Genomic DNA, 15,251 nt, shown 5'->3' on the forward strand with positions numbered 1-15,251 from the left:
CAATATTGTTCTGACTCCTTAAATTAAGGAGTCAGAAAAGTATGTGATTATTAGTTCTACATTATCACCTATCTCAGATATTTTTATAACTCTAGGAACTACAAGTTTATCTTTATCCTTTTTACCTTCAATAGATTTTATGGTATAATTTACATTTTGTTCGTCAAAATATTGTTTTACCTCATCTACATGAAGACCTAAAAGGTTATAATATTTTTTCAATATTATACCTCCATTATATCCTTTTCTTTTTTAGATAATAATGCATCTATTTCTTTTATAAATTTATCAGTCATTTTTTGAACTTCATCTTGTGCCTTTTTTGACTCGTCTTCAGTTAATTCTCCGCCTTTTTCCATTTTCTTAATCTTTTCATTGGCGTCTCTTCTTTCATTTCTTATTCTAACTTTAAACTCTTCTGCAGCTTTACTAGCTTTTTTAGCTAATTCTTTTCTTCTTTCTTCTGTTAAAGCAGGTACAGAAAGTCTTATAACTTCACCATCATTTGATGGATTTAATCCTAAATCTGAATTAGATATAGCTTTTTCTATTTCATGCATAGCAGATTTATCCCAAGGAGATATCATTAATACTCTTGGTTCTGGTACAGATATAGCACCAATTTGATTTATCGGAGTTGGAGTTCCATAATAATCAACTCTTATCTTGTCTAACATTTGTGCATTAGCTCTTCCTGCTCTTATAGTCCCAAATTCAAACTTCAGAGCATCAATTGTCCCATTCATTTTTTCTTCTAACTGCTTATGTATTTCTAGTTTCATAATTTTACTCCTCCTTCATTCTTCATTATTTTACAGTAGTACCTATATTTTCACCTTTTACTGCTCTTATTATATTCTCTGTTGTAAGCTCAAATACCTTTATTGGAATCTTATTATCCATACATAAAGATGTAGCTGTAGAGTCCATTACTTTTAATTCTTTTTGTATAACTTCCATATAACTTAATTCTGTAAATTTCTTAGCATCTGCATGTACTTTTGGATCCTTGTCATATACTGCATCAACATTTTTAGCTAACAGGATAACTTCTGCTTCCATTTCAGCAGCACGTAAAGCAGCAGTTGTATCTGTTGTAAAGTAAGGGTTTCCTGTTCCTGCACCAAATATAACAACTCTTTCCTTTTCTAAATGTCTAACTGCTCTTCTTCTTATATATGGCTCTGCAATTTGTCTCATATCTATAGCAGTTTGAACTCTTGTAGCAACCTCTATATTTTCTAGTGCATCTTGTAATGCCATCGCATTCATGACTGTAGCTAACATTCCTATATAATCAGCAGTAGTTCTGTCCATTCCTTCGCTAGTTCTACCTCTCCAGAAGTTTCCTCCACCTACTACTACAGCTACTTCAACACCTATTTCTTGTATTTTTTTAATAGCAATAGCAATATCATTAACTACATCATTATTTATACCAAAACCTCTTTCTCCAGCTAATGCTTCTCCACTTAATTTTAACAATACCCTTTTGTACATTGGTTTATCCATCAGAAACCTCCTATTTCAATCCTTCATATCCATTTTTTTCTATTTTTTAAAAAAGAGAACACCTGCGTGTTCTCTCTTTGGTTATTACTTAAGTTGCTTCGCAACTTCTTCTGCAAAGTTTTCTTCTCTCTTTTGTATACCTTCACCAACTTCGAATCTCACAACTTTAACAACTTTTATATCAGAACCTACTGCTTTAGCAACATCAGCAACTAATTGTTTAACAGTTATATCTGGATTTTTAACGAAAGTTTGCTCTAATAAACAAACTTCTTTTAATTCTTTTTCTAATCTTCCTTTAACCATTTTTTCAACTATATTAGCTGGCTTTCCTTCATTTAAAGCTTGTTGAGTTAATACTTCTGTTTCATGTGCTATGTATTCAGCATCTACTTCGTCTCTTGAAACATACTTAGGATTCATAGCAGCAACTTGCATAGCTACATCTTTACCTAATTCTAAAACTTTAGCATCTCTAGCTTCTGTTTCCATTTCAACAAGAACACCTATTTTTCCACCACCATGGATGTATCCAGCAACTTGTCCATTAGTTACAACTTTAGCAAATCTTCTAAAGTCTAATTTTTCACCGATTTTTGCAACTCTATTATTTAAAACTTCTTGTAAAGTTATTCCTTCTCTATGAGTCTCACCTAATAAAGAAGCTATATCTTCTTTATCAGTAGCTAATGCCATACAAGCAGCATCTTTAACGAATACTTTGAAGTCTTCATTTTTAGCAACGAAATCTGTTTCTGAGTTAACTTCTACCATAGAAGCAACTGTATTATCATCGTTCATTTCTATTGCAACTAGACCTTCAGCAGCAACTCTACCAGCTTTTTTAGCAGCTTTTGATAATCCTTTTTCTCTTAATAAATCCACTGCTTTTTCCATATTTCCTTCAGCTTCTTGTAAAGCTTTCTTGCAGTCCATCATTCCTGCGCCTGTACTCTCTCTTAACTCTTTTACCATTTGAGCAGTTATATTAGCCATTTTTTAAGTTTCCTCCTACTTATTCTATTCCATATTATAAATGGTAAGGGCGACCCTTACCATTTAATTGTCAAATTATTATTCTTGGTCTTCAGCTACTTCTTCTTCAGCACCTTGTCTACCTTCGATTACAGCTGTTGCCATAGCACCAGTTATTAATTTTACGGCTCTTATAGCGTCATCATTTCCTGGTATAGCAAAGTCTAATTGCTCTGGGTCACAGTTAGTATCAACTATACCAACTACTGGTATACCTAATCTATGAGCTTCTTGGATAGCTATGTTTTCTTTTCTTGGGTCAACTACGAACATTGCACCTGGTAATTCAGGCATGTCTTTTATTCCACCTAAGTATTTTTCTAGCTTCTCTTTTTCAGCTCTTAATTTTATAACTTCTTTTTTAGGAAGAACATTAAATACACCTTCTTCTTCCATTTTTTCTAATTCTCTTAATTTATTTATTCTAGTTTTTATAGTTTTGTGGTTTGTTAACATTCCACCTAACCATCTCTCATTAACAAAGTACATTCCACATCTTTCAGCTTCATCTTTTATTGCATCTTGAGCTTGTTTTTTAGTTCCTACGAATAAGATTGGCTTTCCTGTTTCAGCTACTTCTTTAGTGAATTTGTAAGCTTCTTCAACTTTTTTAACTGTTTTTTGTAAGTCGATTATATATATTCCATTTCTTTCTGTGAATATATACTTAGCCATCTTAGGGTTCCATCTTCTTGTTTGATGACCGAAGTGAACACCTGCTTCTAATAATTGTTTCATTGATATTACTGACATATTCTACCTCCTGGTTTTATACCTCCAGCTTGATCTTCTCCCTAAAAAACCATGTAATAGGCACCTTTTAAGGATCCCAATGCTGTGTGTGATTTATTTTATTTTTTCACCTCTAGTAGTATATCATAGAGGTGAAAAAATAACAATATTTTTTCCATATTTTCTATTTTTATATTTTTTTGTGTATTTTATACCATTTTTTTGAATTTAATTTGCAAGTTTCATTTTTAATTTTGTTTTTAATGATACATTGTCTACACTATTATTACTTACTATATCTACACTTCCAAGTAAGTCACCTGAGTTAGTATAGTATTTTATAGTACCCATAGTATCACCTTTTTTAACAGGATATTCTATATTTTTAATCTTTACTTCCGATTTTATACTTTCATCATCTTTTAATATTGTATAAAGTTCATCTTTGGCCTTTAAAGTAACCTCTAATTCTTTCATTCCTTTTATATATTTCTTACCTATAAAACTATCTTTTTCAATTACTTTTTTCATATTGAAATTTTCTTTTCCATATTTCAGTAGTGCTAAAGAAGCAGACGTTCTTTTATTTTTGTGATTAGCACCCAATACTACACCTATTACTCTACGTTTTTTCTCGTTTTTATCATTTTTGTCTACAATCATAGAAAATGATAAGCAATATCCAGCATTACCAGTATATCCAGTTTTTATACCATCTACTTCTGGTATAATTCTTAATAATGCATTTGTATTGCTTTTTTCAAAACTTCTATCTGAATTTGTATATGTCTCCATATCAGTTATAGCTGTTACTTGTTTTTCATAATGGTCAAACATGTATTTTCCAAGAATAGCTATATCCCTTGCAGTAGATTTATTTTCTTTCGCTGGTTGTTTTGGATTACTCAAATCGTATATTGGAAGACCATTTGGGTTTAGAAAATGTGTATTAGTCATCCCTATTTCTTTTGCTTTTTTATTCATTCTATCTACAAATGCTTCCTTAGTTTTACAAATATGTTTTGCTATAGCAATTGCCGCATCATTTCCTGATACAATCATAAGACCTCTCATAAGCTCTATAAGTGGCACTTCTTCACCATCTTTAAGTTTATAGCTTGAACCTTTTACTGATGCAATAGACTTGTCTATTTTTACTACATCAGTTTCTTTTACTTCTTTATTTTCAATAGCTTCTATTGCAAGTAAAAAAGTCATCATCTTACTTAAACTAGCTAGTGGTACCTTCATATCAGGTTCTTTACTATATAAAACTCTACCTGTCTCTTGGTCTATAAGTATAGATGTTTTTGAGTATTTGTCTACAGATTTTTCATCTGCATATGAATAAGTTGGTATTATAAAAACTAGTATCATGGCTAATGCTATAATTTTTTTTATTGCATTTTTCAAATTTTTCACCTTCTTGGATTATTAAGTATATTTATATTTAAATTTTCCCTATTTAGTCCAATTTATATCTAGTAATTAATACCTATCCATATTTAAACAGATATTATCTTATCATCCTTTTAATAATTACAGATGCCCAAATTGCTCCTATTGTAACTCCAAAAAATACTTCTATTCCTGCTAAAGCCTTCCCAATTAAACTTGTAGCAACCATATCTCCATATCCCACTGTACTAAATGTAGCCATACTAAAATACCATAAGTCTATATACATTCTGAAAATCTCACTTAATGAATAATTGCCTATGTTATTTATATTTAAAGCTACAAGTGTACTATTTGAACTTTCTATACCTACAAATAAGTATAATAAGGCAAAAACACTTATTATTACTATAATCACTAACAATATATTCCATGGCTTTTCTCCATAACCTGTAGTATAGCGTGCTATTTGGTCAAAAAACTTTTCAACTAAATAGTCACTGAAAGTAGGATAATCAGAGCGTTTCATTATTTTACTACTATAAATCCTTTCCTTATAATAATAAAATCCTATCATTTCGTATTCTCCGATTCTTGTTGCTTGATTTCTAGCTATTCTATAATTTATCTTTCCATGCTTATACTCACTTTTACCATACTCAACATTTTTTAGTACAAATTTTGTACAGGTGCTAAAAATGATTCCATCCATTCGAGGAAAGTTTTCTACATTATTAACTACTAAGTCAGGCCCTTTAAATTTTACTTTTTCAAATATACGGTCATTTACATAGGCTTTGCTGAATCTTGTTTTATTAAAATCACAGTTTTCTAGGAATACACATCCATTAAAAAATACACTCTCTTTAAATTCTGTATAGTTAAAAATAACATTCTTTTTAAAAATGTATTTTTTAAAATTTACTTTCTTTTTAAATATTACTTCAGAAAAATTCAGTCTTTTATAATCATAAGTTAATATTTCCTCTGCATTAAATTCATTTTCAAATATAAACCCATTGAATTCACTGATTTCTTCTTTATAAATAGTATCCATCATTAGTTGTATATCTTTATCAGACTTATGTTCTTTATGAAAGATACAATATCCAGAAGAATCTGCTTCTCTATCGCACTTTTTTCCATCTTTTTTAGATATCCATTTACAATTCATAAATATCCTCCAGTACAAAACAATTATTACTATTTTGTATTAGTTTGGATATTATTTTATTTTATATACTTAAATACTTACAAAATATATATTAAATTGTTCGTTTTAAAATTTTAGTATGTTACTTACAAATAAGAGAGTGAATTTTATCTATATTTTCATTTCTTTACACAATAAATACAAATTTAAATTTACTTATCATTTTTAAGCAATTTAGTAACTATATTTAGTGCTACTAAATCATCCATAAACCCTATTGGAAATACAAAATCTGGAATAACATCCGTTGATATTACAAAATAAAGTAACATACTTCCAATCAATAAATATTTCTTTATTGTAAGTCCTTCTGTACAAAAGTCAGCATACATTTTTCTTAATCTATCTGTAAATTGACCTTGCTTTTCAATAGAATCTATCTTTTTATTAAAATTATCAAAAAGTAGTTTTTTACCTTCATCTGTCTGTACATATAATTTACACTTACTCAATTCTTTTTCAATATTTCCATTAAAACTCTTATCATTGATTAAATTTGCAAATCCAAGAATATCATCAAAATTACTGAAATCACTATCTGTATTAAATATTTGATTATTATTGTTCCTAAATTCATATCCTGATGCTTGTAGTAGTTCTTCTAGATTAATATTTAAATGTATTGCTATCTTTTCCAAATGATTTATATTTGGTTTTTGCTTATTATTAGCTATACGAGATATAGTGGCTTTATCAATTCCACTTTTTTTACTCAATTCTCCCATTGAGACTGATTTTTCTTCTAGTAAAATTTTCAATAAATCCCCGAAGTTCCCAACCTCACTGTGTTGTTCCATTATTTTCACCTGCTTTATTATGATTGGTTTTATATTATTAATATGATTTATTTGTTATTTAGGTGTTGTATGATGTTGAAATTTTATCAACAATTTATTGGTTTATCTGTAACAATTTATCCATTTTTACAATACTATAACTAATATAGTACAAAATTTAAGAGAAAGGATGTTAATCTACTGTGATTGAATCAATTTTATTAGTAACTTCTCTTTGTATAGATGCCTTTGTAACAAGTTTTGGATATGGCGTAAATAAAGTTAAAGTTCCTTTATATTCAAATATAATTATTAGTGTAGTTTGCTCAACTATTTTGGCAATATCACTTTTTGCAGGTACAATAGTTAGAGATTTTTTACCTCAAAACATAACAATGCTAATATGTTTTTTTATCTTATTTTTATTAGGAAGTGCTCGACTAATTGAAAGCTTTTTTAAATCTTATTTTAAGAAAAAATCCATACATTCAAAAAATTATAAACTTAATATGTTAGACCTTAAATTGAATTTTAATGTAAGTATTGAACCTGATACTTTAGATACAAGTAAATCTAAAATAATTAAGTCTGCTGAAGCATTTACACTTGCTATTGCTCTAAGTTTAGATGGATTAGCGATTGGATTTGGTAGTGGTCTTGTAGGTGTAAATTATATACAAGTTATTCTATTTTCTTTACTATCAAACGTAATTGCAGTTTTACTTGGTTGTTTACTAGGAAATATATTTGTTAAAAAAATAAATTTGAACTTATCTTGGTTAAGTGGTTTAATCCTGTTGGTCATTGGATTTATGAAGATATGTTAATAAAAAAGCTATCTAAAAATAAAATTTTATATTTAGATAGCTTCTTTTATATTTTTATATTTGTTTTCTATTCTCTCTAATTTCTTTCTGAATCTTTTTAAGAGCTTTCTTCGAACCTCTCTGAATATCTTTTTCTAATTTTCTATCCTCAAAACTAGTAAACAATGTATCCAAGTCATATCCTTCTGGATATAATTCTGATGCTTTTATGCTAAGCTGCAATCTTTTTATGTTTACTGAAATAAAATTATCTTTAAATAATACTTCTACATTATTAAACTTGTCTATTGGTTTATATACAACTCCAAAATCATTTTCATCTAATAATTTTACTTTATCTCCTATATTATAATCTGTATAGTTTGGAATAATTTCAGAATTATTACTGTCTTCAACATTAGATTGTAGTTTACTTCTTTTAACTAAATCTAAATTGTAGCTTCTATCAATTATATATTCTTTAGCTCTCTCTAATACTCTATTTTTTATCCCCATTTTTTTTGAAATAAAAAGAGCATTACTATCTTCAGATTTTCCTATAGTTAGCTTATACATTGGTTCTAGAGTTTCTTTATCAAACATCATACCAGCATTTTCGAACTCTGGATGTAAGTTAGCAAACTTCTTTATTTCTCCATAATGAGTTGATGCTATCGTTATACATCCCATTCTATAAAACTCTTCTAATAATGATATTGCTAATCCTGAACCTTCATTAGGTTCAGTTCCACTTCCTATCTCATCAAATAGAACAAGAGTAGAGTTATTTGATAAACTCATAATCTCTGCGATATTTTTTATGTGTGATGAAAAAGTACTTAATGCATTTTCAATACTTTGATTATCTCCTATATCCACAAAAACTTTTTCAAATACACTAAATTCACTACCTTCTTTTGCAGAAACATCAAATCCACATTGCACCATTAAAGTTAATAGTCCAACAGTCTTAAGAGTTACAGTTTTTCCTCCTGCATTAGGTCCTGTTATTACAAGACTCCTATAATCTCTGCCTATTTCAAAATCTAAAGGTACTACATCTCCTGTTAGAAGTGGATGTTTTCCTTTAATTATTTTTATATATCCATTATTATTTATTTTTGGAGTAATACCTTTTATTTTTTGACTATACTTAGCTTTTGCAAATACCATATCATATTCAGAAAGTATTTCTATATTCAATTTTATCTGATTTATCTTATCAAATATAAGTTCTGTTAAATAAGATAGTATTTTATATTCTTCAATAGTCTCATCAGCTTTTAACATAGTCAACTCTGTACTTAAATTTGAAATACTTCTAGGCTCAATAAATACAGTATTTCCTTTTGATGATGTATCTAATATAGTCCCATCAACCTCATTTTTATATGAGGATTTAATTGGTATTACATATCTATCATTTCTTTTACTTATTATAAGCTCTTGTATATACTTTTTATTTATAGTTGATGTTATAAATTTATTTAATCTATCTTTTATTTTGCCTTCTGTAATTTCTATATTTCGTCTTACTTTTTTTAATTCTTTACTAGCATTAGAATCGACTTTATTCGATTTTATACAGTAATTTATCTCATCTTCTATATTTTTACATTCTGTTATATTTAAAGCATAAGAACTTAATGTAGGCGAATAAAATTCTTTTTCTAGCATAAAAGCTTTAATCTTCCTACATCCTCTTAAAAAATCTTCAATATTTATAAGTTCAATTGGTTCTATTATCATTCCTTTTTCAATTTTATCTATTGTAGAACCTGCATTAAATAATCCTTCAAGTGGTATATGATTGCTATTTTCAATTATCTTTCTAGCTTCTTTATTTTCTGCTAACTTTCTTCTTACTACTCCAATATTACCACTAGGAGTTAATTTATCTATCAGATTTTTTCCAAGTGAACTTACACAATATGCTTTTATTAACTCTTTAACTTCGTTTAGTTGTAATCTTTCAAATGTATTACTATTCATTATTTTTTCTCCTTTATTTATAAGTCATAGGCTTTTAAATTACCTTATCATTTACTTTGATAATAGTTATTTTGTGAACGACTTAATAAATAAGGAGTTATTATGCATCAAACTCCTTATTTATTAAGAAGTTTAACCCCGGACTCATTACTATTAGTATTTTTCTTCATAAAAAACTGCTCCTTTTCTATTTTTACTTAATTATTTATCTTAGTGCTCCTAATATTATTTCATAAATTCCATCTTCATGTCAATAAAAATAATTTCATTGATGTTTTTTCATAATAAAAATACCTACAACACTTGCTATTAAAATAAAAATAGTGCTTATACTCTTATTTATTAGCACATAATAAGCCTGTCAATCTGCTTCCAACAAAAGAGCTAAGCAAGTGTAACGTATTAAAAATTCTGGTTGATAACCCCATAAAAAATAGCTGATAATAGTAAAACACTTTTACATGTTCTAATAAAATCAGCTATTTATAATCTAATATGGTTTTAACCTTTTTTGACTTTGAAAATTAACCTTTATAAGTAATCAGTGGTTTCATAGTTGCCACCACTTGAATAAGTTTATATTCTATCAAACTTTCAATAATTTGCTCTATGTTTTTATATGCTTCTGGAGCTTCTTGAAATAATAAATTTATATCATTACATAGAATATGACTTTTAAATTTAGTTTGTTTTATGGTATCTTTATTATACTTGTTTTTAAGGCGAGATTTACAAATTGAACGAGACCATTTTCTACCTGCTCCATGTGACAGAGAGTATAAAGATATCTCTGTATTTTCAGTAGGCATAACTATATATGATAAACTACCTCTTGAACCTGGTATAATTACAGCTCCACTTTCACTCGAAACAGTACCTTTTCTATGTATAAATTTATCTTCCCTTTTCTCTATAAAATTATGATTTATAGATAATATCTTTTTGAGATTTCCAGATGTACCTATTGACTGCATAATTTTTTTACTGATAACTTCACGATTACGCTCTGCCCAAATTAAAGCCTTATCATGATTTTCCATATAATCTCTTGCTTTCTCACTTTCAACCTCGATACCATCTTTATTATAAAATTTGTTCAAAATAGTCTCTCCATAATTTCTTGAGCCACAGTGAACCAGCATCATTATATCATCCTCTGAAAATCTTAATTTTTCAAATTTTTCTTTATTATAGACCTCATTTACACATTGAAATTCTACAAAATGATTTCCACTTCCAATAGTTCCTAAATTTAAAATTGGACTTTCTTCTTCATATCTATTTGTTATTTCTATATCAGATAAGTCTTTAATCTTGCCAAGAGACTTAATCCATCTGTCTTTTTTAAATTTCTTTTTTAAAATCCCAGTTTTAAACAAAGTCATTCCACACCCTATATCATTTCCAATTATATGTGGATAAATAATATCTCTAGTTTCAACAGCTAAACCCACAGGTATTTTACCTGCATGTAAATCAGGTAATCCTACTACTTTTAAAACTCCATTTAAGCTTGAAATATCTTCAAGTTGTCTCTTTGCTATATCTTCAATCCAACACTTATTACTTGCTATTATTTTTATTTTACTCATACTTTGCTCCTTTTTAATATGCTCCTGCCTTTAAAAAGTAGCAAAAAAGCTGTGACCTTTAGCCCCAGCTTTTTATTCTAAACTACAAAAGCAGGTGGCTATTTGTTAAAATATGCTTAGATATTTGATACCTCATTATTTTTTGCTAACATAATAACCACTTCCTCTCATTATTTATGAATACGTTAAATTTTACATCTATATGTATATTATTTATAGATATTGATTTTAAAATATGTAATATATAATTTTTATATTATAGAACTAATAATAATCATCGAAATCATGACTATTGCTAGACCAGCAACAACAAGTTTTTTATGTAATTTCTTTCTCACTTTAATTTTTTCTTCTTTTTTTACCTGTACGACTTTATCTCGTTTCTCTTCCTTCTTTTCATCTTCAACTTCTATATATGCTTTTTCATACATCACTTTACTTAAATCAACAATAATATCATTGGCCCTAGTATACTTATTATTTCTACCAAGAAGCCTCTTTATAACATTTATAAGTTCTATATTTCCATTAATTGCTTTTATACTATTCCAATCTAAGCCTTTATCAATAGATTGTAATATTTTTTCTTCTGAATTTGATTCTCCAAAAGGTAATTTTTTAAATATAGACTCAAATAAAATAAGTCCTGTTGCAAAAAAATCACTTTCTTTATCGGTATAATTTATACATAGTTGATGTGGACATAAATATCTTCTATTTCCATAGCTTCTTGTATTAACCCCATTATTTGCTTTTGTAATTCCAAAGTCACAAATTTTGATATTATATTCTGTATCTACTATTATACTACTTGATTTTAAACTGCCATGATATGAATGATTTCTATGTATCATTTCTAAAGCTTTTAAAACTTGTATCATTATATTTACAATTGCTTCTAAATGAAGATAATTACCTAGAATTAATTCATCTAGCCCAATACCATTAAAGTCTTCACTTACAACGTAATACAGTGTTGTTTCTTCTGTACAATGAATTCCAACATCTATTATTTTTAGTATATAAGGAGAGTTTATTTCATCTAAAGCAGTACTTTCATCAATTAAATTTGAAACAAAATCCTCACAGATATAATTATTGTGCTTTATGACTTTTATTAGCACATTTTTTCTGTAAAAAACATCTCTAGCTTTATAGATTTTGTTAATTTCTAAAACGTCATCAGAATTTACTACCTCATATCTATTGCCTATAAAATTCAACCATGTCACCTCCTCATACATTTTATATAACTAAATCTATTTACAATTATACCAATATATAGGAATATTTTCTATATATTAATGACTCTAATATCAAAACAAGAATCAATAATGTTACTTTTATACAAAAAAAACAAGAAAGTCAGAGGCTTCCTTGTTTTTTTGTATAAATATCACTTTAAAAAATGATTTATTTTTTTAATTCTTTATAGGAACTATTTGATATATGTTCTTTTTTTATGACTTTTCCATTTGAATCTTTAAATATTCTATATGTAGAATACTTATTTTGCCCAGTCTGCTTCACTTCTATCGATATATTAGGTTTGTCACTAGAGTTACCATATATTACTGATGACACACTTCCTCCACCTGCATAGTTTTTAATATATACAGGATGGTTATATGGATTTTTAAACTTTAAATTTAATCCACCATCACTCACAGTAGCATCTCTTCCTTTAGGTACATAAGTTGATGCAGATGAATGATTTGTAACTTGAGTTATTTCCATTCCTGAAATAAGAGCAGCATTATAAACTGTTGAAGATGTCTGACAAACACCTCCGCCTGCTGATTGCTCTAATTTTCCATAAACTATAACTGGTGCATCCTTATATCCATTAGCTTTGTTACTAGGTCCTGTAAGTTTATTATATGAAAACTCTTCACCTGGCATCAGTAATACATCGCTAGTTTTTCTTGCTGACAGACCTACATTATACGACCTACCTTCCACGGCCTGAGAATAAGTAGTTGAATATTGACCTATAACAGAATTCACAGTTTTTACTTGTTCAGTTGTTATATCTGGTTTTTGAAGATTTACTTTAAGTTCTAAAGATTTATGCTCTTTATTTTTTATCATATCATATATAGATTCTTTGTTTGCTGATAAATCGAACTCTCTGCCCACAACAGAATCTGTGTAATTCAATCCTCCACTTCCAACACTAATAGATGCATTTTTCATTTTGACATTAATACTGTCTGCTATAGAAGATACTTTAGAACTAAGCTTTGCTTCATCATAACTGGATTCTATTTTTAGAGCTAGTTTATTTATTCTTATATCAATATATTTTTTTAAGTTTTGAAAGTAAGAGCCTTTTTTTGTAGTCTCATACGCATTTTTTACAACTTCTTCTGTATTATATCTTAAATCAATATCTTTTGGAGATATCGTATATTTTTTCCCATCATAGCTAAGATTTAAATCTTCTGGAGTATACTTACCTGTTATAGCTTTTAATGCTTCTTCTTTAGTCATGTCAGATACATTTACTCCTTCTATATACACATTTTTAGCGATTTTCCCATTATACAGAAATTTGTTATTAAAAAAATAAGTAAATCCTCCTATAGCTACAACTAAAATTGCTAATACTATTATAAGATTTCTCTTTCTTTCTTTTCCTAATCTTGAAACCCTTGTTGCACTTCTGCCCATAACTTCACCTCATTTTAACACTCTTAATTTTGCCTGATAGAGTTTCCATTTCAAAACTACTTTAGATTATATTTGAATAGCTTTTTTTAAACAAGGAATTTAATCAAATGTAACTTTATTGTAAATTTATGTCTTATAATTAGTTTTATTTTTGATATTTTTTTATTATATTTTTTTATTATTTCTTAATAAAAAAATTAAGGGTTTTATAATAATTAACTTGATTTATATTAGAATTTAAATATAACCTATTACAGGATAATGGTCTGATAGGTAAACTTTTTCTACTTCATATCCTTTTAATTCAACATTTTTATTAACAAAAATGTAATCTATTCTAGATTTTGATTTTTCAAATGTTGGTAAATAAGACTTGTTTAGTGAAATGGCCATATCATTGAACATGCTTAAAAAGACATTTTTCTCATTAAAGTCACCACACAAAACAACTATACCTACTAATCTATTCCTATAATCTATTATTTCATCCAATTGTTTTGCTCTTTCTTGTCTATCAAGCCCCAAGTGAGTATTTATTACATTTATAATTCTTGCATATGCATCTATAGTTATACAAAGTGCCCCTCGTTGTTCTTTTTTGCTAGTTAAGAAAAAATGATTGCTATTTAATATTTTAAATTTTGTAAATGTGCAAATACCATATATCATATTTACTTTTTTCACATTTGTAGCAAATACACCATCCATATTTAAAACAGTTTTTAAAGCTAAAAATTGAGGATATAATACTTCTTGCAAACAAATTACATCACAATCCAATTTTTTCAAATATATTCCCATTTTAGTTAAAGTTAATCTATTATTTGAATCCATGCCTTTATGAATATTGTAGGTTACTATTTTCATAATAATATCACCTCTTATGTAATATAATACTTATTAAAATTTAAACTTATCTACTCTTTATTTAAAACTATTACTTAGGTTATAAAATCAACTAATTATAAACTTTATCACAAAAAAACCTAACTTAAGTATTTATATTCTACATAAGTTAGGTTTTATAAACTATTATAATATTTATTATTTCATTCATTTCTAATGATGATTCTCCTTTTTTATCTTTTTCAATTTGCCTTCACTAACAACAAATAAAAATCCCATCTTCTTATATATTTCATCCAATTCAATTAAAGTTACTTCACCATTTTTTAAATTTGTTAATGTTATATCTTGTATTCTTCTTGATGGAATTATCATAAGTTATCAACACTCCTTTAAATTCTTTTTAATCTTTATATTTAAATATATTTATGTATTCTGGTATATATTCATAAATTATTAAAATAAATTCAAAAAACACCCGTTCTGCAAACATTCGTTCTATATACTTATTATACATCATACAGACGTTCGATTCAATACAAAAATTAAATATATCTCGATTCTAGTAAATTTTCCAATATTATGCACTAAATATGTCAAAATATATTTTTTAAACGAATTATATTGTCAAACAAAAAAGTCATCTCATAAAAGCTTACACTTAAATTGAGATGAC

At 27.4% G+C, this 15,251-nt stretch carries 15 protein-coding genes; 1 reads left to right on the plus strand and 14 read right to left on the minus strand.

Annotation, left to right across the window (positions count from 1 at the left end; genetic code table 11):
- Positions 1 to 18 precede the first annotated feature (18 nt).
- The 8 genes from ACTG44_RS11215 to ACTG44_RS11250 all read right to left on the minus strand — a co-directional run bounded on the left by ACTG44_RS11215 (position 19) and on the right by ACTG44_RS11250 (position 6,687).
- The gene (locus tag ACTG44_RS11215) at positions 19 to 222 is read right to left on the minus strand and encodes a hypothetical protein (protein ID WP_021384961.1); all 204 of its coding nucleotides are present in this window, start codon (positions 220 to 222) and stop codon (positions 19 to 21) included.
- Positions 223 to 224: 2 nt separating this feature from the next.
- Positions 225 to 782, minus strand: a complete 558-nt coding sequence (frr, locus tag ACTG44_RS11220) for a ribosome recycling factor (RefSeq protein ID WP_021384992.1) — start codon at positions 780 to 782, stop codon at positions 225 to 227.
- 25 nt (positions 783 to 807) lie between these two features.
- Entirely contained in the window at positions 808 to 1,512 is a 705-nt protein-coding gene (gene pyrH / locus ACTG44_RS11225; protein ID WP_021384989.1) for a UMP kinase, read from the minus strand.
- Between the two features lie 84 nt (positions 1,513 to 1,596).
- The gene (gene tsf, locus ACTG44_RS11230; protein WP_021384993.1) at positions 1,597 to 2,508 is read right to left on the minus strand and encodes a translation elongation factor Ts; all 912 of its coding nucleotides are present in this window, start codon (positions 2,506 to 2,508) and stop codon (positions 1,597 to 1,599) included.
- A 78-nt stretch (positions 2,509 to 2,586) separates the two neighbouring features.
- Entirely contained in the window at positions 2,587 to 3,300 is a 714-nt protein-coding gene (gene rpsB / locus ACTG44_RS11235) for a 30S ribosomal protein S2 (protein WP_003424537.1), read from the minus strand.
- 207 nt (positions 3,301 to 3,507) lie between these two features.
- Positions 3,508 to 4,692: a D-alanyl-D-alanine carboxypeptidase family protein gene (locus ACTG44_RS11240; protein ID WP_021384995.1), complete on the minus strand. Its 1,185-nt coding sequence runs from the start codon at positions 4,690 to 4,692 to the stop codon at positions 3,508 to 3,510.
- Positions 4,693 to 4,795: 103 nt separating this feature from the next.
- On the minus strand, positions 4,796 to 5,851 hold the full coding sequence (locus ACTG44_RS11245; protein WP_021384996.1) for an ion channel: 1,056 nt from the start codon (positions 5,849 to 5,851) through the stop codon (positions 4,796 to 4,798).
- Between the two features lie 191 nt (positions 5,852 to 6,042).
- Positions 6,043 to 6,687 (minus strand): helix-turn-helix domain-containing protein, encoded by a 645-nt coding sequence (locus ACTG44_RS11250; RefSeq protein WP_021384958.1) that lies wholly within the window; start codon positions 6,685 to 6,687, stop codon positions 6,043 to 6,045.
- 182 nt (positions 6,688 to 6,869) lie between these two features.
- Here ACTG44_RS11250 and ytaF point away from each other — a divergent pair, with 182 nt between their 5' ends.
- A complete protein-coding gene (gene ytaF / locus ACTG44_RS11255; protein WP_021384999.1) occupies positions 6,870 to 7,493 on the plus strand; it encodes a sporulation membrane protein YtaF in 624 nt (207 codons plus the stop codon).
- A gap of 54 nt (positions 7,494 to 7,547) precedes the next feature.
- Here the strand turns inward: ytaF and ACTG44_RS11260 are convergent, their stop codons facing one another.
- The 6 genes from ACTG44_RS11260 to ACTG44_RS11285 all read right to left on the minus strand — a co-directional run bounded on the left by ACTG44_RS11260 (position 7,548) and on the right by ACTG44_RS11285 (position 14,950).
- A complete protein-coding gene (locus ACTG44_RS11260) occupies positions 7,548 to 9,464 on the minus strand; it encodes an endonuclease MutS2 (RefSeq protein WP_479916920.1) in 1,917 nt (638 codons plus the stop codon).
- 524 nt (positions 9,465 to 9,988) lie between these two features.
- Positions 9,989 to 11,056, minus strand: coding sequence for an RNA ligase RtcB family protein (locus ACTG44_RS11265; protein ID WP_479919030.1), 1,068 nt, complete (start codon positions 11,054 to 11,056; stop codon positions 9,989 to 9,991).
- 251 nt (positions 11,057 to 11,307) lie between these two features.
- A complete protein-coding gene (locus ACTG44_RS11270; RefSeq protein ID WP_234781117.1) occupies positions 11,308 to 12,288 on the minus strand; it encodes a protein kinase domain-containing protein in 981 nt (326 codons plus the stop codon).
- Between the two features lie 181 nt (positions 12,289 to 12,469).
- On the minus strand, positions 12,470 to 13,729 hold the full coding sequence (locus ACTG44_RS11275) for a VanW family protein (RefSeq protein WP_021384988.1): 1,260 nt from the start codon (positions 13,727 to 13,729) through the stop codon (positions 12,470 to 12,472).
- A 237-nt stretch (positions 13,730 to 13,966) separates the two neighbouring features.
- A complete protein-coding gene (locus tag ACTG44_RS11280; protein WP_021384987.1) occupies positions 13,967 to 14,596 on the minus strand; it encodes an endonuclease/exonuclease/phosphatase family protein in 630 nt (209 codons plus the stop codon).
- 192 nt (positions 14,597 to 14,788) lie between these two features.
- The gene (locus ACTG44_RS11285) at positions 14,789 to 14,950 is read right to left on the minus strand and encodes a hypothetical protein (protein ID WP_003424559.1); all 162 of its coding nucleotides are present in this window, start codon (positions 14,948 to 14,950) and stop codon (positions 14,789 to 14,791) included.
- Positions 14,951 to 15,251: the final 301 nt, after the last annotated feature.

Source organism: Clostridioides sp. LIBA-2809 (genome assembly GCF_056688965.1).

What these genes read in the sequence shown, in the direction of transcription:
- rpsB (WP_003424537.1), bottom strand. Translation starts at nt 3,300, where the DNA reads ATGTCAGTAATATCAATGAAACAATTATTAGAAGCAGGTGTTCACTTC.
- ACTG44_RS11280 (WP_021384987.1), bottom strand. Translation starts at nt 14,596, where the DNA reads ATGAAAATAGTAACCTACAATATTCATAAAGGCATGGATTCAAATAAT.
- ACTG44_RS11245 (WP_021384996.1), bottom strand. Translation starts at nt 5,851, where the DNA reads ATGAATTGTAAATGGATATCTAAAAAAGATGGAAAAAAGTGCGATAGA.
- ACTG44_RS11285 (WP_003424559.1), bottom strand. Translation starts at nt 14,950, where the DNA reads ATGATAATTCCATCAAGAAGAATACAAGATATAACATTAACAAATTTA.
- frr (WP_021384992.1), bottom strand. Translation starts at nt 782, where the DNA reads ATGAAACTAGAAATACATAAGCAGTTAGAAGAAAAAATGAATGGGACA.
- pyrH (WP_021384989.1), bottom strand. Translation starts at nt 1,512, where the DNA reads ATGGATAAACCAATGTACAAAAGGGTATTGTTAAAATTAAGTGGAGAA.
- ACTG44_RS11275 (WP_021384988.1), bottom strand. Translation starts at nt 13,729, where the DNA reads ATGGGCAGAAGTGCAACAAGGGTTTCAAGATTAGGAAAAGAAAGAAAG.
- ACTG44_RS11250 (WP_021384958.1), bottom strand. Translation starts at nt 6,687, where the DNA reads ATGGAACAACACAGTGAGGTTGGGAACTTCGGGGATTTATTGAAAATT.
- ACTG44_RS11265 (WP_479919030.1), bottom strand. Translation starts at nt 11,056, where the DNA reads ATGAGTAAAATAAAAATAATAGCAAGTAATAAGTGTTGGATTGAAGAT.
- ACTG44_RS11260 (WP_479916920.1), bottom strand. Translation starts at nt 9,464, where the DNA reads ATGAATAGTAATACATTTGAAAGATTACAACTAAACGAAGTTAAAGAG.
- tsf (WP_021384993.1), bottom strand. Translation starts at nt 2,508, where the DNA reads ATGGCTAATATAACTGCTCAAATGGTAAAAGAGTTAAGAGAGAGTACA.